General features: G+C 57.0%; 33 protein-coding genes. All 33 read left to right on the top strand.

Going from position 1 to position 19,701, the window contains the following annotated elements; translation table 11 throughout:
• Nucleotides 1-211 (top strand): EF-Tu C-terminal domain-related protein (locus ABXH05_RS10515; protein ID WP_502947733.1); only part of this gene is annotated, 211 nt, incomplete at its 5' end.
• 104 nt (nucleotides 212-315) lie between these two features.
• Nucleotides 316-624 carry a 30S ribosomal protein S10 gene (rpsJ, locus tag ABXH05_RS10520; RefSeq protein WP_043949288.1) on the top strand — a complete coding sequence of 103 codons (309 nt, stop codon included), beginning with the start codon at nucleotides 316-318 and terminating at the stop codon, nucleotides 622-624.
• Nucleotides 625-652: 28 nt separating this feature from the next.
• A complete protein-coding gene (rplC, locus tag ABXH05_RS10525) occupies nucleotides 653-1,423 on the top strand; it encodes a 50S ribosomal protein L3 (RefSeq protein WP_348141075.1) in 771 nt (256 codons plus the stop codon).
• A 2-nt stretch (nucleotides 1,424-1,425) separates the two neighbouring features.
• On the top strand, nucleotides 1,426-2,046 hold the full coding sequence (gene rplD, locus ABXH05_RS10530) for a 50S ribosomal protein L4 (protein WP_348141073.1): 621 nt from the start codon (nucleotides 1,426-1,428) through the stop codon (nucleotides 2,044-2,046).
• The gene (locus tag ABXH05_RS10535; protein ID WP_348141071.1) at nucleotides 2,043-2,336 is read left to right on the top strand and encodes a 50S ribosomal protein L23; all 294 of its coding nucleotides are present in this window, start codon (nucleotides 2,043-2,045) and stop codon (nucleotides 2,334-2,336) included. The genes rplD and ABXH05_RS10535 overlap by 4 nt, the downstream gene beginning before the upstream one ends.
• 17 nt (nucleotides 2,337-2,353) lie before the next feature.
• Nucleotides 2,354-3,193, top strand: coding sequence for a 50S ribosomal protein L2 (gene rplB / locus ABXH05_RS10540; RefSeq protein ID WP_043949284.1), 840 nt, complete (start codon nucleotides 2,354-2,356; stop codon nucleotides 3,191-3,193).
• A gap of 11 nt (nucleotides 3,194-3,204) precedes the next feature.
• Nucleotides 3,205-3,483, top strand: a complete 279-nt coding sequence (gene rpsS, locus ABXH05_RS10545) for a 30S ribosomal protein S19 (protein WP_043949283.1) — start codon at nucleotides 3,205-3,207, stop codon at nucleotides 3,481-3,483.
• Between the two features lie 2 nt (nucleotides 3,484-3,485).
• Entirely contained in the window at nucleotides 3,486-3,881 is a 396-nt protein-coding gene (gene rplV, locus ABXH05_RS10550) for a 50S ribosomal protein L22 (RefSeq protein ID WP_043949282.1), read from the top strand.
• Nucleotides 3,881-4,597, top strand: a complete 717-nt coding sequence (gene rpsC / locus ABXH05_RS10555) for a 30S ribosomal protein S3 (protein WP_353561005.1) — start codon at nucleotides 3,881-3,883, stop codon at nucleotides 4,595-4,597. Before rplV ends, rpsC begins: the two co-directional genes overlap by 1 nt.
• Nucleotides 4,598-4,633: 36 nt before the next feature.
• The gene (rplP, locus tag ABXH05_RS10560) at nucleotides 4,634-5,050 is read left to right on the top strand and encodes a 50S ribosomal protein L16 (protein WP_043949280.1); all 417 of its coding nucleotides are present in this window, start codon (nucleotides 4,634-4,636) and stop codon (nucleotides 5,048-5,050) included.
• 15 nt (nucleotides 5,051-5,065) lie between these two features.
• Entirely contained in the window at nucleotides 5,066-5,278 is a 213-nt protein-coding gene (gene rpmC / locus ABXH05_RS10565; protein WP_171816002.1) for a 50S ribosomal protein L29, read from the top strand.
• Between the two features lie 22 nt (nucleotides 5,279-5,300).
• On the top strand, nucleotides 5,301-5,540 hold the full coding sequence (gene rpsQ, locus ABXH05_RS10570; RefSeq protein WP_043949278.1) for a 30S ribosomal protein S17: 240 nt from the start codon (nucleotides 5,301-5,303) through the stop codon (nucleotides 5,538-5,540).
• Between the two features lie 73 nt (nucleotides 5,541-5,613).
• The gene (rplN, locus tag ABXH05_RS10575) at nucleotides 5,614-5,982 is read left to right on the top strand and encodes a 50S ribosomal protein L14 (protein WP_043949277.1); all 369 of its coding nucleotides are present in this window, start codon (nucleotides 5,614-5,616) and stop codon (nucleotides 5,980-5,982) included.
• Between the two features lie 10 nt (nucleotides 5,983-5,992).
• Nucleotides 5,993-6,310 (top strand): 50S ribosomal protein L24, encoded by a 318-nt coding sequence (gene rplX, locus ABXH05_RS10580; RefSeq protein ID WP_122381401.1) that lies wholly within the window; start codon nucleotides 5,993-5,995, stop codon nucleotides 6,308-6,310.
• Nucleotides 6,303-6,875, top strand: coding sequence for a 50S ribosomal protein L5 (rplE, locus tag ABXH05_RS10585; protein WP_348141065.1), 573 nt, complete (start codon nucleotides 6,303-6,305; stop codon nucleotides 6,873-6,875). Before rplX ends, rplE begins: the two co-directional genes overlap by 8 nt.
• Before the next feature lie 56 nt (nucleotides 6,876-6,931).
• Nucleotides 6,932-7,237 (top strand): 30S ribosomal protein S14, encoded by a 306-nt coding sequence (gene rpsN / locus ABXH05_RS10590; RefSeq protein ID WP_348141063.1) that lies wholly within the window; start codon nucleotides 6,932-6,934, stop codon nucleotides 7,235-7,237.
• An 11-nt stretch (nucleotides 7,238-7,248) separates the two neighbouring features.
• Nucleotides 7,249-7,647: a 30S ribosomal protein S8 gene (gene rpsH / locus ABXH05_RS10595; protein ID WP_043949273.1), complete on the top strand. Its 399-nt coding sequence runs from the start codon at nucleotides 7,249-7,251 to the stop codon at nucleotides 7,645-7,647.
• 51 nt (nucleotides 7,648-7,698) lie between these two features.
• A complete protein-coding gene (rplF, locus tag ABXH05_RS10600) occupies nucleotides 7,699-8,232 on the top strand; it encodes a 50S ribosomal protein L6 (protein ID WP_348141060.1) in 534 nt (177 codons plus the stop codon).
• A 17-nt stretch (nucleotides 8,233-8,249) separates the two neighbouring features.
• A complete protein-coding gene (gene rplR / locus ABXH05_RS10605) occupies nucleotides 8,250-8,612 on the top strand; it encodes a 50S ribosomal protein L18 (protein WP_043949271.1) in 363 nt (120 codons plus the stop codon).
• Between the two features lie 17 nt (nucleotides 8,613-8,629).
• Nucleotides 8,630-9,214: a 30S ribosomal protein S5 gene (gene rpsE / locus ABXH05_RS10610; protein WP_348141058.1), complete on the top strand. Its 585-nt coding sequence runs from the start codon at nucleotides 8,630-8,632 to the stop codon at nucleotides 9,212-9,214.
• Between the two features lie 10 nt (nucleotides 9,215-9,224).
• Entirely contained in the window at nucleotides 9,225-9,416 is a 192-nt protein-coding gene (rpmD, locus tag ABXH05_RS10615; protein WP_043949269.1) for a 50S ribosomal protein L30, read from the top strand.
• 67 nt (nucleotides 9,417-9,483) lie between these two features.
• The gene (gene rplO, locus ABXH05_RS10620) at nucleotides 9,484-9,981 is read left to right on the top strand and encodes a 50S ribosomal protein L15 (protein WP_348141055.1); all 498 of its coding nucleotides are present in this window, start codon (nucleotides 9,484-9,486) and stop codon (nucleotides 9,979-9,981) included.
• A gap of 58 nt (nucleotides 9,982-10,039) precedes the next feature.
• A complete protein-coding gene (secY, locus tag ABXH05_RS10625) occupies nucleotides 10,040-11,371 on the top strand; it encodes a preprotein translocase subunit SecY (RefSeq protein ID WP_348141053.1) in 1,332 nt (443 codons plus the stop codon).
• Nucleotides 11,368-11,946, top strand: a complete 579-nt coding sequence (locus tag ABXH05_RS10630; protein WP_043949266.1) for an adenylate kinase — start codon at nucleotides 11,368-11,370, stop codon at nucleotides 11,944-11,946. The genes secY and ABXH05_RS10630 overlap by 4 nt, the downstream gene beginning before the upstream one ends.
• A gap of 256 nt (nucleotides 11,947-12,202) precedes the next feature.
• On the top strand, nucleotides 12,203-12,571 hold the full coding sequence (gene rpsM, locus ABXH05_RS10635; RefSeq protein ID WP_348141051.1) for a 30S ribosomal protein S13: 369 nt from the start codon (nucleotides 12,203-12,205) through the stop codon (nucleotides 12,569-12,571).
• Nucleotides 12,572-12,653: 82 nt separating this feature from the next.
• Nucleotides 12,654-13,043, top strand: a complete 390-nt coding sequence (rpsK, locus tag ABXH05_RS10640) for a 30S ribosomal protein S11 (protein ID WP_348141048.1) — start codon at nucleotides 12,654-12,656, stop codon at nucleotides 13,041-13,043.
• A 103-nt stretch (nucleotides 13,044-13,146) separates the two neighbouring features.
• The gene (locus ABXH05_RS10645) at nucleotides 13,147-14,181 is read left to right on the top strand and encodes a DNA-directed RNA polymerase subunit alpha (RefSeq protein ID WP_043949264.1); all 1,035 of its coding nucleotides are present in this window, start codon (nucleotides 13,147-13,149) and stop codon (nucleotides 14,179-14,181) included.
• 42 nt (nucleotides 14,182-14,223) lie between these two features.
• Nucleotides 14,224-14,643 (top strand): 50S ribosomal protein L17, encoded by a 420-nt coding sequence (rplQ, locus tag ABXH05_RS10650; RefSeq protein ID WP_348141044.1) that lies wholly within the window; start codon nucleotides 14,224-14,226, stop codon nucleotides 14,641-14,643.
• A 212-nt stretch (nucleotides 14,644-14,855) separates the two neighbouring features.
• Complete coding sequence (locus ABXH05_RS10655) at nucleotides 14,856-16,286, top strand: DegQ family serine endoprotease (RefSeq protein ID WP_353561006.1); 1,431 nt, start codon at nucleotides 14,856-14,858, stop codon at nucleotides 16,284-16,286.
• Between the two features lie 51 nt (nucleotides 16,287-16,337).
• Nucleotides 16,338-17,648 carry a replication-associated recombination protein A gene (locus tag ABXH05_RS10660; protein ID WP_353561007.1) on the top strand — a complete coding sequence of 437 codons (1,311 nt, stop codon included), beginning with the start codon at nucleotides 16,338-16,340 and terminating at the stop codon, nucleotides 17,646-17,648.
• Entirely contained in the window at nucleotides 17,645-18,025 is a 381-nt protein-coding gene (gene crcB / locus ABXH05_RS10665) for a fluoride efflux transporter CrcB (RefSeq protein ID WP_353561008.1), read from the top strand. The genes ABXH05_RS10660 and crcB overlap by 4 nt, the downstream gene beginning before the upstream one ends.
• Nucleotides 18,022-19,017, top strand: coding sequence for an RluA family pseudouridine synthase (locus ABXH05_RS10670; RefSeq protein ID WP_353561009.1), 996 nt, complete (start codon nucleotides 18,022-18,024; stop codon nucleotides 19,015-19,017). Before crcB ends, ABXH05_RS10670 begins: the two co-directional genes overlap by 4 nt.
• The gene (locus ABXH05_RS10675; RefSeq protein ID WP_353561010.1) at nucleotides 19,014-19,700 is read left to right on the top strand and encodes an HAD-IA family hydrolase; all 687 of its coding nucleotides are present in this window, start codon (nucleotides 19,014-19,016) and stop codon (nucleotides 19,698-19,700) included. Before ABXH05_RS10670 ends, ABXH05_RS10675 begins: the two co-directional genes overlap by 4 nt.
• The last annotated feature ends 1 nt before the right edge of the window (nucleotide 19,701 follow it).

The following is a 19,701-nucleotide window of genomic DNA, read 5'->3' on the forward strand; positions in this document are numbered from 1 at the left end:
AAACTACCGTCCGCAGTTCTACTTCCGTACGACGGATGTGACGGGTGTTGTGTCACTGCCGGAAGGCACTGAAATGGTTATGCCTGGCGACAACTGCGAGATGCTGGTTGAGCTGATCGTACCGATTGCCATGGAAGAGAAGCTGCGCTTCGCTATCCGTGAAGGCGGCCGCACCGTTGGTGCTGGCGTCGTTGCAGCAATCATCGAGTAACAAGTTTCTGACGGGCGTGCCTTGAAGGCGCGCCCGTCGGACTTTGACTACCAAGTTCTTTCTAATGGCCCGGCAACGGGTCGCCTATACGGGAAACAGGTTCCATGCAGAACCAGAACATTCGCATTCGTTTGAAAGCATTCGATCATCGTATTCTCGATGCTTCGACGCTGGAAATCGTCAATACGGCGAAACGGACGGGTGCAACGGTGCGTGGGCCAATCCCGCTGCCGAACCGGATCGAGAAGTTCACTGTGCTTCGTGGTCCGCACATCGATAAGAAGAGCCGTGAACAATTCGAGATCCGTACGCACAAGCGTCTTCTCGACATTGTCGACCCAACACCGCAGACCGTGGACGCGCTTATGAAGCTCGACCTCGCCGCCGGCGTTGACGTCGAAATTAAGCTCTAGGTTTTATTAGTAGCAAGGAGTGCGAAAAATGCGCGCTGGCGTGATCGCACAAAAAGTTGGCATGACGCGGGTCTTTACGGACGAGGGGAAGCATATTCCCGTCACCGTTCTTAAGCTCGATGGTTGCCAGGTTGTTGGACACCGCACGGAAGAGAAGAATGGCTACACAGCCCTTCAGCTCGGTGCAGGCTCCATCAAGGTCAAAAATCTCACCCGTGCTGCGCGCGGTCACTTTGCCAAGACGTCGGTGGAACCCCGTCGCCGTCTGGTCGAGTTCCGTGTGACACCGGACAACCTCATCGACGTGGGCGCTGAACTTCAGGCCGACCACTTCGTTGCTGGCCAGTATGTGGATGCCTCCGGTATCTCGATTGGTAAAGGGTTTGCCGGTGCGATGAAGCGCCATAACTTCGGCGGTCTTCGCGCAACGCACGGTGTATCCATCTCTCACCGTTCCCACGGTTCGACCGGTCAGTGTCAGGACCCGGGCAAGGTGTTCAAGGGGAAGAAGATGGCCGGTCACATGGGTCAAACCCGCGTGACCACCCAGAACCTTGAGATCGTTTCTACGGATGTAGAGCGCGGCCTCATTCTGGTGAAGGGCGCCATTCCTGGCTCTAAGGGCGGCTGGGTGCAGCTGTCTGACGCTGTCAAGAAGCCGCTTCCTGAAGGTGTGCCGATGCCTGGTGCGTTCCGCACGGCTGGTTCGTCCGACGAGAAGCCTGCTGAAGAAACCGCTGCTGAAACCCCGGCTGAAGAAGTCGTGGCGGATGAAGCTGAGAACAAGGACGACGCATAGTCATGAAGCTGGACGTCCAGACACTCGACGCCAAGAAGGCGGGCAGCGTTGATCTGCCGGATGACGTGTTCGCGCTCAAGCCGCGTACCGACATTCTCCACCGTATGGTGACTTATCAGCTGGCCAAGCGCCGCGCTGGTACGCACAAGACAAAAGGCCGTTCCGAAATCGCCGGTACGACCAAGAAGATGTACAAGCAGAAGGGCACCGGTGGTGCTCGTCACGGTAACAAGAAGGTTCCTCAGTTCCGTGGTGGCGGCAAGGCCTTTGGTCCGGTTGTGCGTGATCACGCACACGGCCTGACCAAGAAGGTTCGCGCGCTTGCTCTTCGTCATGCACTTTCGACCAAGGCACAGGCCGGCTCGATCATCGTTCTTGATGAAGCCAAGCTGCCTGAGCCCAAGACCAAGGTCGTGAAAGACGCTTTTGCCAAGCTGGGTATCACAAGCACGCTCATCGTTGATGGTGCGGAACTTGATGACAACTTCGCACTGGCAGCGCGGAACATTCCGCACACGGACGTGCTGCCTGTTCAGGGCATCAACGTTTATGACGTTCTGCGCCGTGACACATTGGTGCTGACAAAGTCAGCGCTCGAAGCACTGGAGGCACGGTTCGCATGAAGGCCGAAGATCTCTACACCGTCCTTCAGGCGCCGGTGATCACTGAAAAGTCCACCATTGCTGGTGAGAACAATCAGGTGGTTTTCCGTGTTCCGCTTGAAGCTACGAAGCCGCAGGTGAAGGAAGCTGTTGAAGCTCTCTTCAAGGTTGAGGTGAAAGCTGTCAACACGATGCGGGTCAAAGGCAAGCAGAAGCGTTTTCGCGGCACGCTTGGCAAACGTTCGGATATCAAGAAGGCAATCGTCACGCTTGCCGATGGTCACTCCATTGATGTGACTACAGGCCTTTAAGGGACGACGCAGGAACAATGGCACTTAAGAAATACAATCCGATCACGCCGAGCCAGCGCCAGCTGGTGACCGTCGATCGCTCTGGTCTTTGGAAAGGCAAGCCGGTCAAGACATTGACCCAGGGCCTTACAAAGTCTGGTGGCCGCAACAACAAGGGCCGCACTACGTCTTACCGGACGGGTGGTGGTCACAAGCGCACCTATCGGATGATCGACTTCAAGCGTCGTAAGTTCGATGTACCTGCGAAGGTGGAGCGTCTTGAGTATGACCCCAACCGGACAGCCTTTATTGCGCTGATCAAGTACGAAGACGGTGAGCTGTCTTACATCCTCGCTCCACAGCGTCTGGCAGAAGGCGACACTGTTATCGCCGGTGCCCGCGTTGACGTGAAGCCAGGCAATGCGATGCCACTTTCTGCGATGCCAATCGGCACCATCGTCCACAATGTGGAGATGAAGGAAGGCAAGGGCGGTCAGATCGCTCGTTCAGCCGGTACTTATGTGCAGCTGGTTGGTCGCGATCAGGGTTATGCAATTCTGCGTCTTGGTTCCGGTGAGCAGCGTCTTGTTCGCGGTGAATGCATGGCGACAGTGGGTGCGGTTTCAAATCCGGACCAGTCAAATATCAAGCTTGGTAAAGCGGGTCGTTCTCGCTGGCTTGGCCGTCGTCCGACGGTTCGTGGTGTTGCCATGAACCCGGTCGATCACCCCCACGGTGGTGGTGAAGGTCGTACGTCAGGTGGTCGTCATCCAGTGACACCGTGGGGCAAGCCCACGAAGGGTCGCCGGACACGCTCTAACAAGTCCACAGATAAATACATCGTGCGCAGCCGTCACCAGCGCAAGAAGAAGCGGTAGGGCTTAAGTAAATGACACGCTCCGTATGGAAAGGGCCGTTTGTTGACGGCTATCTGTTGAAGAAGGCCGACGCAGTGCGCGAGTCGGGCCGTAACGAGATCATCAAGATCTGGTCACGTCGCTCTACGATCCTGCCGCAGTTCGTTGGTCTCAATTTCGGTGTCTACAACGGCAACAAGCATGTGCCGGTGCAGATTTCTGAAGACATGGTTGGCCACAAGTTTGGCGAGTTCGCTCCGACACGGACGTACTACGGTCATACGGCTGACAAGAAGGCGAAGAGGAAGTAACGATGGGTAAGCCATCCAAACCCCGGAAGCTGGCGGAAAACGAGGCGCGTGCGGTTGGCCGCATGCTGCGTACGAGCCCGCGCAAGCTGAACCTGGTTGCTCAGTCCATCCGTGGTCTGAAGGTTGATCGTGCAATTGCCGATCTGACCTTCTCACCAAAGCGGATTTCAAAGTCGGTAAAGGCGGTTCTTGAAAGCGCCATTGCCAATGCTGAAAACAACCATGATCTGGATGTCGACGAACTCGTCGTCCACGAAGCTTATGTAGGCAAGAACCTTGTCATGAAGCGCTGGAAGCCACGGGCACGTGGTCGGGTAGGCCGGATTGAAAAGCCATTCAGCCAGATCACGATTGTTGTGCGCGAGAAGAGTGCCGAGACTTCAGGGGAAGCTGCGTAATGGGACATAAGGTCAATCCAATCGGGCTCCGCCTTGGCGTCAACCGTACCTGGGACTCCCGCTGGTATGCGAACCGCGGCGAGTATGGCGAGCTGCTTCATGAGGATGTGCGCATCCGTGAATTCCTGATGAAGGAATTGAAGCAGGCCGGCATCTCCAAGGTGATTATCGAGCGTCCGCACAAGAAGTGCCGGGTAACGATCCACACCGCACGTCCGGGTGTTGTCATCGGCAAGAAGGGCGCGGACATCGAAACACTGCGTCGCAAGATCCAGTCGATGACCGCCAGCGAAGTGCACCTCAACATTGTTGAAGTGCGCAAGCCTGAAATTGATGCGCAGCTGGTGGCAGATTCCATTGCCCAGCAGCTTGAGCGTCGTGTTGCATTCCGCCGTGCCATGAAGCGCTCGGTTCAGTCTGCAATGCGTATGGGTGCCGAAGGCATTCGTATCACCTGCGGCGGTCGTCTTGGTGGTGCTGAAATTGCTCGTGTTGAGTGGTACCGCGAAGGTCGTGTGCCCCTTCATACACTGCGCGCTGACATTGACTACGCCACGTCTACGGCGTTCACCGCCTACGGTGCCTCCGGCATCAAGGTTTGGATTTTCAAGGGCGAAATCCTTGAGCACGACCCAATGGCACATGAGAAGCGTGCCCTGTCTGCTCAGGAAGGTGGACGTCCCGGTGGCGGCGATCGTCGGCCCCGTCGCGACTAATCGCGACGTTGTTTGAGAGTTTGAGGACTTAGAGAGATGCTGCAGCCAAAGCGCACAAAATTCCGCAAGGCCCACAAGGGCCGCATCCATGGCGTTGCCAAGGGCGGGACGGCTTTGAATTTCGGCTCCCACGGGCTTAAGGCCCAGGAACCAATGCGTGTTACGGCACGTCAGATTGAAGCGGCGCGTCGTGCCATCACACGTCACATGAAGCGTGCTGGCCGTGTGTGGATCCGCATCTTCCCGGATGTGCCGGTTTCAAAGAAGCCGACTGAAGTTCGGATGGGTAAAGGTAAGGGTACGCCGGAATATTGGGTGGCTCGGGTCAAGCCGGGTCGCGTGATGTTCGAAATCGATGGTGTTCCACACGACGTGGCGAAAGAAGCGCTGGAACTTGGTGCTGCCAAGCTCCCGCTCAAGGTTCGCATGATCACGCGTGTTGGCGAACACTAGAGCGGCGCGAAGAGGATAGGACTGATGAAGATTGCAGATGTCCGGGACATGACGCCCGACCAGATGGACGACGAAGTGGTGAAGCTGCGCAAGGAAGCATTCAACATGCGCTTCCAGCGTGCCACGGGTCAGCTCGATAATACGGCGCGTTTGCGCGTAATCCGCCGCACGATTGCACGGATTAAAACCATTCAGGGCGAGCGCGGCAAAGCCGACGCTTCTGCCTAAGCAGGACTAGAAGGAACCTAAGATGCCAAAGCGCGTGCTCCAGGGCGTCGTGGTCAGCGACAAAATGAAAGACACGGTCACAGTGCTCGTTGAGCGCCGTTTTACCGACCCTGTCATGAAGAAGACCATTCGTCGTACGAAGCGGTATCACGCACATGATGCGCAGAACGCTTTCAAGACGGGTGACAAGGTGCGCATTCGTGAATGCGTTCCGATTTCCAAGACGAAGCGCTGGGAAATCTACACTGGCGAAGAGGCGTAAGCCCTTTTTCGTTGGTTTCGAGAATTTGAAGTTTGGTCGTAAGCGCGCTTACACAGCGTGAAGGAATTGAATAATGATCCAGATGCAGTCGAATTTGGACGTCGCGGACAACTCAGGTGCCCGTCGCGTTCAGTGCATCAAGGTGCTGGGTGGCTCCAAGCGCAAATATGCCGGTGTTGGTGACACGATTGTTGTCAGCATCAAGGAAGCCATTCCCCGTGGTCGCGTAAAAAAGGGCGACGTGATGAAGGCAGTGATTGTACGCACTGCCAAGGAAATCCGCCGCCCGGACGGAAGTGCCATCCGCTTTGATAGCAATGCGGCTGTGCTCGTGAACAACAATGGTGAGCCGATCGGCACTCGTATCTTTGGCCCGGTTACTCGTGAACTGCGTGCCAAGAACATGATGAAGATCGTGTCTCTCGCACCGGAGGTGCTTTAGAGCCATGGCTTTGAAACTGAAAATTCGCAAGGGCGACAAGGTCGTTGTGACGACTGGTAAGGACAAGGGCAAAACGGGCGAAGTGCTAAAGGTACTTCGTGAGGAAAACCGTGCTGTTGTTCAGGGCGTGAACATTGTTCGCCGCCACACACGTCAGACGCCGCAGGCCGAAGGCGGGATCATCGCTAAGGAAGCGCCGATCCACATTTCGAATATCGCGATTGAAGATCCCAAAGAGGGCGGCGCATCGCGGGTTGGCTTTAAGACGCTTGATGACGGACGCAAGGTTCGTGTCGCGAAGCGCTCAGGAGAAGTAATCGATGGCTGATGCTGCTGAAGCCACGGACAACTACGTACCGCGCGCCCGCGCGACCTACGAAGGTGTCGTTCGTGAAAAGCTTATTGAGGAATTCGGGTACAAGAACCCGATGCAGGTACCCAAGGTCGAGAAGATCGTCCTGAACATTGGTGCCGGCGTCGCTGTGGGTGACTCGAAGAAGATTGGTTCTGCGGTTAAAGCGCTTGAAGCCCTTACGGGTCAAAAGGCTGTTATTACCAAGGCCAAGAAGTCTGAAGCCACGTTCAAGCTTCGCGAAGGCATGAACATCGGTGCCAAGGTCACACTGCGCAAAGAGCGTATGTATGAGTTCCTTGATCGCCTGGTGAACATTGCTCTGCCGCGCGTGCGTGACTTTAGGGGTCTGAACCCCAAGAGCTTTGACGGCAATGGCAACTACGCCATGGGCCTGAAGGAACACATCGTGTTCCCAGAGATCAACTATGACGACGTCGATCACGTATGGGGGATGGATATCATCGTCTGTACTTCGGCTGCCACTGATGACGAGGCGAGGGCTCTCCTTCGCGAACTCAACTTCCCCTTCACGTCGTAAACGCACCCATCAAGACTTTGGGCCGCGAACGATACGGTCGGGACTAGGAGGACTACATGGCGAAAAAGAGCGCCATCGAAAAGAACAAGAAGCGTCAGCAGCTTGTGCAGAAGTACGCATCAAAGCGTGCAGCTCTGCGTGAGCTCATTCACAACCAGGAACTGCCCATCGAGGAGCGGATCCAGGCTCAGTTGAAGCTCAATGCGCTGCCACGGGATTCATCTCCCAGCCGCGTTCGGAACCGGTGTGAAGTATCCGGTCGTCCGCGCGGTTATTATCGCAAGCTGAAAATGTCACGCATCGCGCTGCGGGATTTTGCCTCCAATGGGCAGGTTCCGGGCATGGTCAAGTCAAGCTGGTAGGGAGTTAGCAAATGTCTTTTTCTGATCCCCTCGGCGATATGCTGACCCGCATCCGCAATGGCCAGATGCGCGGTAAGTCAAAGGTCCAGACCCCAGGGTCAAACCTTCGCCGCCGTGTGCTCGATGTGCTGCAGTCTGAAGGTTACATTCGCGGTTACGCGGAAGTGGCTTTCGACAATGGCCGCAAGGAATTTGAGATCGAGCTCAAATATTTCGAAGGCACGCCCGTGATCCGCGAGATCAAGCGTGTGTCCAAGCCTGGTCGCCGTGTTTATTCCGCGGTGACTGATCTTCCTCAGGTCTACAACGGCCTGGGCATTTCCATTCTGTCGACACCCAAGGGTGTGATGTCTGACCACATCGCACGTGAGGAAAATGTCGGTGGTGAGGTTCTCTGCCAGGTGTTCTAGGCCCCTTAATCGGGCCCAAGGGACAGACCAGCGGACTAGGAGCGAATAGATATGTCGCGTATCGGTAAAATGCCTATCGCCATTGCAAGTGGCGTCACTGTGACCGTCGATGGTCGAACAGTGAAGGCGAAGGGATCAAAGGGTGAGCTTGAGCTTACGCTTGTTCCAGAAGTCACAGTCAGCCAGGGCGAAGACGGTCTTACCGTTGCGCCGGTTGATGATAGCCAGCGTGCACGCGCAATGTGGGGCCTGTCGCGCTCTCTCGTTGCGAACATGGTGCAGGGTGTTGCGGAAGGCTTCAGCAAGGAGCTTGAGATCAACGGTGTTGGTTACCGTGCAGAAGTGCAGGGTAAGAGCCTCAAGCTTGCGCTGGGCTTCAGCCACGATGTGATCTACCCAGTGCCCGAAGGCATTGAGATCAAGACACCAAAGCCTACGGAAGTTGTAATTTCGGGAATCGACAAGCAAAAGGTCGGGCAGGTTGCTGCTGAGATCCGTAGCTATCGTCCGCCAGAGCCTTACAAGGGCAAGGGCGTGAAGTATGTCGACGAATACATCTTCCGCAAGGAAGGCAAGAAGAAGTAAGTGAACGGAACAGGCAGATGAGCAATTCAATGAAGATGCGCGAACGCCGCAAGATGCGGGTGCGCCGTTCGCTTAAGAAGACCGCCAACGGGCGTCCGCGCCTGTCGGTTTACCGGTCGTCGAAGCACATTTCTGCACAGGTCATCGATGATGTTCAGGGTGTTACCCTGGCATCTGCATCGACCCTGGAAAAGGATCTGCGCGGTAGCCTGAAGACGGGCGCCGATGTGGCTGCAGCAAAAGCTGTGGGTGAGTTGGTGGCCAAGCGTGCGAAAGACAATGGCGTCAAGGACGTCGTCTTCGACCGTGGCGGGTACATTTATCATGGCCGTGTGAAAGCGCTGGCCGACGCTGCCCGTGAGGGCGGCTTGGAATTCTAGGCGAGAGGGTTAGTCACGTGGCACGGGAACAAGGCGGTCGGAATGACCGCGGACGTGGGCGCGATCGCGATGATCGTGATAGCGAATTCGTCGACAAGCTGGTGCATATCAACCGCGTCGCCAAAGTGGTGAAGGGCGGTCGCCGTTTCGGTTTTGCTGCCCTTGTGGTGGTTGGTGATCAGAAGGGCCGGGTTGGCTTTGGCAAGGGCAAGGCCCGTGAAGTGCCGGAAGCTATCCGCAAGGCAACGGAACAGGCCAAGCGCCAGATGATCCGTGTGCCGCTGCGCGAAGGCCGTACGCTGCATCACGATGTGGCTGGTCGTCATGGCGCGGGTCGTGTGTACCTGCGTGCGGCGCCTCCAGGCACCGGCATCATTGCTGGCGGTCCAATGCGTGCGGTGTTTGAAACGCTGGGCATGCAGGATCTGGTGGCGAAGTCGATCGGTACGTCGAACCCCTACAACATGGTTCGGGCAACGTTTGATGCTCTAACGCGCGAGCAGAGCCCGCGTATGGTGGCAGCACGCCGTGGCCTCAAGGTCAGCGACGTGGTTTCCCGCCGTTCCGATGCTTCTTCTGAAGCGCTCGAAGACGCTGAGTAGGAACTGACTGATGGCAGCTAAGAAAACAATCACCGTTGAGCAGATTGGTAGCCCAATCCGTCGTCCGGATCGTCAGCAGAAAGTGCTGATTGGTCTTGGCCTCAACAAGATGCATCGTCGTCGGACGCTGGAAGACACTCCAGCTGTGCGCGGCATGGTCAACAAGGTGCACCATCTGGTGCGGATCGTGGACGAGTCCTAGGACTTAACGCCACCATCATTGGTATCTCGCCTGGGCATGTGGGCCTGAGGCAAAAGGCAGTTGAACGATGAAGCTGAACGAGCTCAAAGATAACGAAGGCGCCCGCAAGGAGCGCATGCGTGTGGGCCGTGGTTACGGTTCCGGTAAGGGCGTAACTGCTGGTCGCGGCCAAAAGGGCCAGAAGTCACGCTCCGGTGTGGCTATCAAGGGCTACGAAGGTGGCCAGATGCCCATTCACATGCGTCTGCCGAAGCGGGGCTTTAACAACCCGTTCCCGACAGTCTACGCAATCGTGAACATCGGCCGGGTGCAGCGCGCCATCGATGAGGGCACACTGGACGGCTCGAAGCCGGTCAATGCTGAAGCTCTTCGGGGTGCAGGTCTTCTGCGCCGCAAGGATGTGGATGTACGCCTGCTGGCAAAGGGCGACTTGAAGTCCAAGGTCTCTTTCGAAGTAACAAGCGCATCCAAGGGTGCCGCTGAAGCTGTTGAAAAAGCCGGTGGATCGATCAAGATCGTTGAATCAGCTCGGCCCAAGCCGGCTGCTGAAACCGCTTCTGCGTAAGTCTGGCCTCAGTTTCCAAGGCCACGCATAGCGCGGGGCCTGTAAGGAGTAAGCGCATATGGCGTCGGCTGCCGAACAACTTGCGGCTAACCTCAATTTCTCTGCCTTTGCCAAGGCGGAAGAACTCAAGAAGCGCATCTGGTTCACGCTGGGTGCGCTTTTGGTGTACCGGCTGGGAACCTATATCCCGCTGCCTGGTATTGACCCGGTCGCACTTGCTCAGCTGTTTGAACAGCAGCAGGGCGGTATCGTGGGCATGTTTGACATGTTCGCCGGTGGCGCCGTTGGCCGTATGGCCATCTTTGCCCTAAACGTCATGCCGTATATTTCGGCGTCCATCATCATGCAGCTCATGACGGCGGTTGTGCCGCGTCTTGAGCAGTTGAAGAAGGAAGGCGAAAGCGGCCGCAAGCAGATCAACCAGTATACCCGTTACGGCACAGTCCTTCTGGCGACGTTGCAGGGCTACGGCATTGCTGTGGGGCTGGAAAGCGCCGGCAATGTGGTGATTGATCCAGGACCCTTCTTCCGCGTTTCAACGGTTATTACGCTTGTGGGCGGCACCATGTTCCTGATGTGGCTTGGTGAGCAGATCACCGCGCGCGGCGTCGGCAATGGTATCTCGCTTATCATTTTTGCAGGCATTGTGGCCGAGCTACCGGCAGCCCTTGTGGGAACACTTGAACTTGGTCGCCAGGGTGCACTTTCCACACTGGTCATCATCGGCTTCCTGGTCATGGCTGTTGCTGTGATTGCCTTCATCGTGTTTGTGGAGCGCGCGCAGCGTCGGCTGATTGTGCAGTATCCCAAGCGACAGGTGGGCAACCGCATGTTCGGCGGGGACTCGTCTCATTTGCCGCTCAAGCTTAATACGGCCGGTGTTATTCCACCGATTTTCGCCTCGTCATTGTTGCTCTTGCCGCTGACGGCTGCCGGGTTCTCCGGCGGGCAGGGGCCGGATTGGCTTACGACGGTCACCACGATGCTTGGCCACGGTCAGCCGCTATACATGCTGATGTATGCAGCCGGGATCGTGTTCTTTGCGTTCTTCTACACAGCGCTTGTGTTCAACCCAGGGGACACGGCTGACAATCTGAAACAATATGGCGGCTTTGTGCCGGGCATTCGCCCTGGCGAAAGGACCGCTGAGTACATCGACTATGTGCTGACACGCCTCACTGTGGTGGGGGCCGGGTATTTGGTCATTGTGTGTCTGCTTCCTGAAATTCTGGTCTCCCAGTATTCGGTGCCGTTCTATTTCGGCGGTACGTCACTGCTCATTGTGGTGAGTGTGACCATGGATACGGTGTCTCAGGTGCAAAGCCACCTGTTGGCCCATCAGTATGAAGGCATGGTCAAGAAGTCGAAGTTGCGAGGGGGCCGTCGATGAATCTGATTTTCCTTGGACCACCGGGTGCCGGCAAAGGCACACAGGCTGGCCGTGTCGAAACCGCTCATGGTCTCGTACAGCTTTCCACTGGCGACATGCTGCGCGCAGCTGTTGCCGCCGGTACGGAAATTGGCAAGCAGGCCAAGGAAATTATGGAACGCGGCGACCTGGTGCCGGATGAGGTGGTCGTGAAGATCATTTCAGATCGTATCGAGGAAAAGGACTGTGCCAACGGGTTTATTCTGGATGGTTTTCCGCGCACGACAGGCCAGGCCGAAGCACTGGACAAGATGCTTGAGGAAAAGGGCCTGAAGCTCAATGCGGTGATCGAAATCCGCGTTGATGATTCAATCCTTGTGGACCGTATTCGGACCCGTGCTGCGGAAACAGGTGGTGACCGCGCGGATGACAATGAGGAAACGCTGAAAAAGCGCCTCGAGGTCTATCACGCTCAGACGGCGCCGCTGATCCCGTATTATGAGTCGCAGGGCAAACTTCTGGTTGTGGATGGCATGAGTGCCATTGATGACGTGACCCGAGACATTGAAGACAAGATTGGACTGGCAACTGCATAAGGCTAATTTGGCTTATTTTGCAGTGGTTTAGGCTGATTCGCTGAACATTTTCCCAGGGCGACCTTTTACCTGGGTTTGAATGGTTGACTGAGACTGAACGAAACCTATAATCCGCGCCTCCGCAAAGGTCAGAATCGCGGATTTCCGCGCCGTTCCCGCTCCTAATCTGAGGGCCGGGCACGCGAGCGGTTTTTTTGTGTATCTGAACCCCGATTTTCGGGCGAGGAATTAGCGGCACTTTTGGAGAAACGAAGCAGTGGCTCGTATCGCAGGCGTCAATATCCCGACGAACAAGCGCGCATTGATCGCGCTTACTTACATTCATGGCATCGGCGACACGAAGGCCGCCGAAATCCTGGACAGCGTGAACATCTCGCATGAGCGGCGTGTCAACGAGCTGTCGGATGCCGAAGTCATTCAGATCCGTGAAGCGATCGACCAGAACTATCTGGTGGAAGGCGACCTTCGCCGTGAAACATCCATGAACATCAAGCGTTTGATGGATCTTGGGTGCTATCGCGGTCTGCGTCACCGTCGTGGCCTGCCGGTTCGTGGCCAGCGCACGCACACCAACGCCCGTACCCGCAAGGGTCCGGCCAAGGCGATCGCCGGTAAGAAGAAGTAATACAGCTTTTGCCAGCGCGACTTGGGCCCCGGGGCGGGGCATTCAGGGATCCGCGGCTGGCTGACAAGGACGAACTAACAAGATGGCAAAAGAAGCAACCCGCGTACGCCGCCGTGAACGCAAGAACATCTCTTCAGGTGTGGCGCACGTGAACTCGACCTTCAACAACACCATGATCACCATAACGGATGCTCAGGGAAATGCGATTTCCTGGTCTTCTGCGGGTACCATGGGGTTCAAGGGGTCACGTAAGTCCACGCCGTTTGCCGCACAGGTTGCAGCAGAAGACGCTGGCAAGAAGGCTGCCGAGCACGGCATGCGCACGCTTGAAGTCATGGTTTCCGGTCCGGGTTCTGGACGTGAATCAGCCCTTCGCGCGCTGCAGGCTGCAGGCTTCACCATCACGACCATTCGTGACGTTACGTCCATCCCGCACAACGGTGTGCGCCCGAAGAAGAAGCGCCGCGTCTAACGCAGCTCTTCGGCGGACGGTACGTCCTACTACGGACTTAAATTCGCGGCCTTCCCCCTTGGTGATTTCACCATCCTGGCTTTATGCCAAGCGGGGCCGCTAGATGAACGAGGCTAACAAATTGATCCAGAAGAACTGGCAAGAACTGATTAAGCCCAACAAGCTGGACATTCAGCCGGGCCGTGATGCCCAGCGGATCGCAACGGTCGTTGCAGAACCGCTTGAGCGCGGCTTTGGCCTGACGCTCGGCAACGCATTGCGTCGTGTTCTGCTGTCATCGCTGCAGGGTGCTGCAGTGACGTCTGTTCAGATTGATGGCGTGCTGCACGAGTTCTCATCTGTTGCGGGTGTGCGTGAGGATGTCACCGACATCGTTCTCAACATCAAGCAGATGGCGATCCGTTTGCACTCTGAAGGCCCGCGTCGGATGACGCTCAAGGCTGACAAGGCGGGCGCTGTGACGGCCGGCATGATTGAAACGGGTGCGGATATCGACATCCTCAACCCGGATCTCGTGCTCTGCACGCTCGATGAAGACTCTGAAATCCGTATGGAATTCACTGTTGACCTTGGCAAGGGCTACGTTGCGGCAGATCGCAACCGTCCCGAAGATGCGCCGATCGGTCTGATCCCTGTGGACAGCCTGTTCAGCCCATGCCGCAAGGTGTCCTACAAGGTTGAGAACACCCGTGAGGGCCAGATTCTTGACTATGACAAGCTCACGCTCACAGTCGAAACCGATGGTTCACTGACGCCGGATGATGCGGTTGCGTATGCTGCCCGTATCCTTCAGGACCAGCTGCAGACCTTCGTGAACTTTGAAGAGCCTCGCCCGGAACAGCCTGTTGAAGAGCGTCCCGAGCTTGAGTTCAATCCGGCACTGCTGAAGAAGGTGGATGAGCTTGAGCTCTCTGTCCGTTCAGCCAACTGCCTGAAGAACGACAACATCGTCTACATTGGCGACCTTATTCAGAAGACAGAAGCGGAAATGCTCCGTACGCCGAACTTCGGTCGTAAGTCGCTGAATGAAATCAAAGAAGTGCTTGCCCAGATGGGTCTCCACCTCGGTATGGAAGTACCGAACTGGCCACCGGAGAACATCGAAGACCTGGCTAAGCGTTACGAGGATCAGTACTAGGCGCCTGCCCAACGGGGTAACTGCGCTTAAGGAGAGAAGAAGATGCGTCACGGCAAAGCCCACCGCAAACTTAACCGGACCACGCCTCACCGCAAGGCGATGCTGGCCAACATGGCAATCGCGCTCATCAAGCATGAGCAGATTGTGACCACGCTGCCAAAAGCAAAGGAGCTTCGCCCGTATGTGGAGAAGCTGATTACGCTTGGCAAGCGCGGCGACCTGCATGCGCGCCGTCAGGCCTACTCCAAGCTGCCTGAGCAGAAGTGGGCTCAGAAGCTCTTTGATGTGCTTGGTCCGCGTTACGCAGACCGCAAGGGTGGGTACACCCGCATCATGCGGGCTGGCTTCCGCTATGGTGACAATGCGCCAGTTGCAGTCATCGAGCTTGTGGACCGCGATCCATCTGCCAAGGGCCAGGACTCTGGTCCGGACCTGACATCGGACGAGCAGGACGCAGCGTAAGCATCAGCTGGTACGAACGACCAAGAAGGCGGCTCAGTAAGAGCCGCCTTTTTTGTTTGTGTCGGGTCAGGTTCAGTTCATCGGCGTCGTTCATCATCTCGGACAACAATGCTTGATGTGAGCAGATGTGCTTTTGCAAAATCGATGCGCGCCCTATCTTTAGGTCAGGGTGCCGCTGGTAGAGCCTCTGGGAGATTTTTGGAGTGAGACGCATGATAATGCGCAAAGTTACCGGATATGTTTGTGCTGTCGGGCTCAGCCTCATGGCAATAGTTGCTGCGACACAGAACGCGCAGGCTCAAACGGTTCCAACGTCCAAAGCCCAGATTGATCTGAGCTTTGCTCCATTGGTCAAGCAGGTTGCACCTGCCGTGGTGAATGTCTTCACCAAGCGCGTGGTGCGTGAACAGGCGCGGTCACCGTTTGCAAATGATCCATTCTTCCAACGCTTCTTTGGAGACCGTTTCTCGTTCGGCATGCCGCGGGAGCGGGTGCAGAGCTCGCTGGGGTCGGGGGTCATTGTTGCTGCCAATGGCATCATCGTAACGAACAATCATGTGATCGCAAATGGTGACACATTCACTGTTGCCCTCTCAGATCGTCGCGAGTTTGAGGCGGAAGTGCTGCTGGCTGATGAGCGCACCGACCTTGCGATTTTGAAGATCGATACGAAGGGTGAGGTGCTGCCCACTTTGCAGTTTGGTGACTCCGATGGTCTGGAGGTGGGTGATCTTGTCCTGGCCATTGGTAACCCGTTTGGTGTGGGGCAGACGGTGACCAGCGGTATCGTGTCCGCCCTTGCACGCACGCAGGTCGGTGTAACGGACTACCAATTCTTCATTCAGACGGATGCGGCTATCAACCCGGGCAACTCGGGCGGCGCCCTGGTGACCATGGATGGTCAGCTTGTGGGCGTGAACACCGCCATCTTTTCGCGCTCTGGTGGGTCGATCGGTATCGGCTTTGCCATTCCGGCAAATATGGTCCGGCTCGTGGTGGCGTCTGCTCAGGACGGCAATGACGGACGGGTCGTGCGTCCCTGGCTGGGCGCGTCCGTTCAGACTGTGACGTCTGAGCTTGCCCAGTCGCTTGGGCTTGATCGTCCCGGTGGAGCGCTGATCGGAGATGTCTATCGGGGTGGGCCTGCCGACCGCGCCGGCCTGGAAACCGGTGATGTCATCCGCAATCTGGATGTCCATGACGTGGTGGATGAAAACGCACTTAGATATCGTCTTGCAACGCGTGAGGTTGGCACCAGCGTGTCGATTGATTACCTGCGCAACGGTATTGCCCGCAAAGGCTCGTTGACGCTCACAGCGCCGCCAGAGCGGCCTGTGCGTGACACCACCAAGCTTGAAGGAGCACACCCATTTTCGGGCGCGACAGTGGCCAACCTTTCACCGGCTCTGGCTGAGGAAATCCGGCTGGATCCCATGTTGTCCGGTGTGGTTGTGACTGAAGTGGTGCGTCGCAGTGCCGCCAATCGTCTGGGGGTTCAGCCCGGCGATATCATTCTCGGTGTCAATGACACGCGTGTGGCTGATGTAGACGCCCTGGAGAGTGCTTTGACGGGCGGCGGTCGCAATTGGCAGGTATCAGTCCGTCGTGGCGAGCAGGTGTTCAACACCAACGTTCGCCTTTAACTACTCCTATACAACTGACCCAATGGCGGCCAAATCGGATATGGTGCAGCCATGTCCGATCTCTTCCAACAGGCTGGTCTTGAGAGTGACGCGCCACGCCCCTTGGCGGATCGCTTGCGGCCTGCTGCTCTATCGGAAGTTACCGGTCAGGATCATCTGGTGGCGGAGGACGCCCCTCTGGGGCGGATGCTGGCAACGGGCCGCCTTAATTCGGTGATTTTGTGGGGACCTCCGGGCACTGGGAAAACGACCATTGCCCGGTTGCTGTCATCCGCGGTGCCGGAAATGGAGTTTGTCCAGATATCGGCGATCTTCTCAGGCGTCGCTGATCTGAGAAAAGTCTTTGATGCCGCCAAGACCCGGCGCGGCATGGGCAAGGGTACCCTTTTGTTTGTGGATGAGATCCACCGCTTCAACCGGGCGCAGCAGGATGGCTTTCTGCCCTATATGGAAGACGGGACAATCATCCTGGTGGGGGCCACCACAGAAAACCCGTCGTTTGAGCTGAATGCCGCTGTTTTGTCACGTGCGCAGGTGCTCGTGCTCAAGCGTCTTGAAGAGCAGGCGCTGGAGACACTTCTGGTGCGCGCTGAGGCTCTTGAAGGCACAGCATTGCCGCTCACAAGCGACGCACGTGATGCCCTCAAGGCGATGGCTGATGGCGATGGCCGGTTCCTGCTCAATCTGGCTGAGGAATTGCTGACGCTTCCAGCAGGGGCGGAGCCGTTGGACAGTGCCGCCCTGGCGGAGGCGGTCCAACGCCGGGCGCCAGTCTATGACAAGGGGCAGGACGGTCACTACAATCTCATCAGTGCGCTGCATAAATCCGTACGCGGATCAGACCCTGACGCCGCTCTTTATTGGCTTGCGCGGATGTTGACGGCTGGAGAGGATCCGCTTTTTCTCGCCCGGCGGCTGGTGCGCATGGCGATTGAGGATATTGGTCTGGCTGATCCGCAGGCGGTTGTTCAGGCAAATGCGGCGAAAGAGGTCTATGACTTTCTGGGGAGCCCCGAAGGCGAACTGGCGCTGGGCCAGCTTGTGGTGTATCTCGCCACTGCCCCCAAATCCAATGCCGCCTATGTAGCCTATAAATCCGCCACACGCCTTGCCAAGGAGACTGGCTCTTTGATGCCGCCCAAACATATTCTCAATGCGCCGACCAAGCTCATGAAGGAGCAGGGGTATGGCGAGGGCTATGAGTACGATCATGATGCTGAAGGCGGTGTCTCAGGTCAGGACTATTTCCCAGATGAGATCGGCGAGCGGCCCAGTTTTTATCAGCCGCCGGACCGAGGTTTTGAACGCGAGTTGAACAAACGTTTGGCCTATTTCGCAAAGATCAGGAGTGGCCGGTCATGAACATGATTGTTGCCATTGCACTGGGCGGCGGGCTTGGCGCCGTTGGACGATATGTCGTTGGGGCAGGGGCCCTTGCTGTGTTTGGCCCGGGCTTTCCAATGGGCACACTGATGGCAAATGTCATTGGTGGCTTTTTGATGGGTGTGGTTGTAGAGACCGGTGCATTGAAGTTTTCGTACAGCCCGGAGCTGCGTGCGTTCTTGACCGTTGGCCTGCTTGGCGGGTTTACGACGTTCTCTGCCTTTTCGCTTGAAAGCGCTTTGATGATGGAGCGCGGCGAGTGGGGACTGGCCTTCATCTATATTGTTGGCTCGGCGGTGCTTGCCATCGCAGCCTTGTTTGCGGGCCTTTGGCTCGTTCGGAGTGTCATGTCATGAGCGGTGTTCAAATCATCGATGTTGAACCCGGCGAAGACGGGTTGCGTGTGGACCGCTGGTTCAAGGGACGGTTTCCGGGGCTTGGCCATGGACGTCTTGAAAAGCTTTTGCGTACCGGTCAGGTGCGTGTTGATGGCGGTCGGGTCAAGGCATCAACACGGGTGGAGCAGGGACAGACGGTCCGTGTTCCTCCATTGCCGGAAGATTCATGGGCTGCCCAGTCCCGGCCAAAACGCCAGAGCTCCGCACCTCAGGACGGAGCCTTTCTGCGCGACCTGGTCCTGCACCGCGATGACGATGTAATCGTGATCAACAAGCCTGCAGGCCTCGCGGTCCAGGGAGGGTCCCGCACAGACAAGCACATTGATGCGATGCTGGACTCTCTGACATTTGATGCACCTGAACGTCCGCGGCTTGTGCACCGTCTGGACAAGGACACATCTGGCGTTCTCATGCTGGCACGCTCACGCGATGCAGCTGCCAAGATTGGCCGGGCATTAAAGCGTCATGACACCCGCAAAATTTACTGGGCCCTCACCAAAGGCGTGCCGCGTCCTCATCAGGGGACGATCAATCTTGCGCTTGCCAAGGCAGGCTCGGAAGGCCGCGAACGCGTACATGCTGCCAATGAAGAAGACATGGATTCCAAAGAGGCGATCACCCATTACGCGGTTGTCTCTCAGGCAGGGCAGAAACTGGCATGGGTGGCTTTCAAGCCGGTCACAGGGCGTACCCATCAAATCCGTGCCCACGCCGTTGCCCTTGGCACACCTATTGTGGGCGACGGCAAATATGGTGGGGCCGAGGCGCATCCCGGTGGGGAGATTCCAAGGCGGATGCATCTGCATGCCCGCGAACTGACACTACGCCATCCCAAGGGACACATGCTGACGGTGAGTGCACCCCTGCCCGAACACATGCAAAGCACCTGGTCTTTGCTCGGCCTTAGTCAGACGGATGATGAAGACCCTTTTGCGGAGTTGGAAGGGTGAGCCTGAGTTTCATTGTCTTTGATTGCGACGGCACATTGGTGGACAGCCAGCACGCGATTACCAGTGCCATGGTTCAGGCCTTTGAGGCACACGGCCATACGCCACCGTCAAATCATGACATCCTGTCTGTCGTTGGTATCTCACTTGAGCCTGCCATTGCGCGCTTGATGCCGGATCATGAAGCGCATGTTCATGGAACGCTGGCAGAAACCTACAAAGATGTTTTCTCCGGTATGCGCGCAAGCGGAGACATCGGCGAATATCTCTATGATGGTGCCCATGATGCTGTGACACGTCTGGCCGCAACGGATGCGCTTCTTGGCGTGGCAACGGGCAAGTCGAGACGTGGCGCGGAGAATGTTCTCAAAGAACACGGGTTGCGAGATCATTTCATCAGTGTGCGAACAGCTGATGACGGGCCGGGGAAGCCGCACCCACACATGCTCAACCTTGCGATGGGCGATGTGGGCGCTGATCCGCACGAGACGATCATGATTGGCGATACCAGCTACGACATGGAGATGGCGCGTGCGGCGGGGGCTGGCGCCGTTGGCGTCAGCTGGGGCTATCACACCGTGGAGGTGTTGAAGCAGACAGGCGCTCACGTTGTTATTGATGACTTCAGCGCACTTGATGGTGCTTTGGCTCAGGTGCGCCATATGATGCATGAAGGCAAAAGCTGAC

This window comes from Pyruvatibacter sp. HU-CL02332, from assembly GCF_040362765.1.
Lineage (GTDB): Bacteria > Pseudomonadota > Alphaproteobacteria > CGMCC-115125 > CGMCC-115125 > Pyruvatibacter.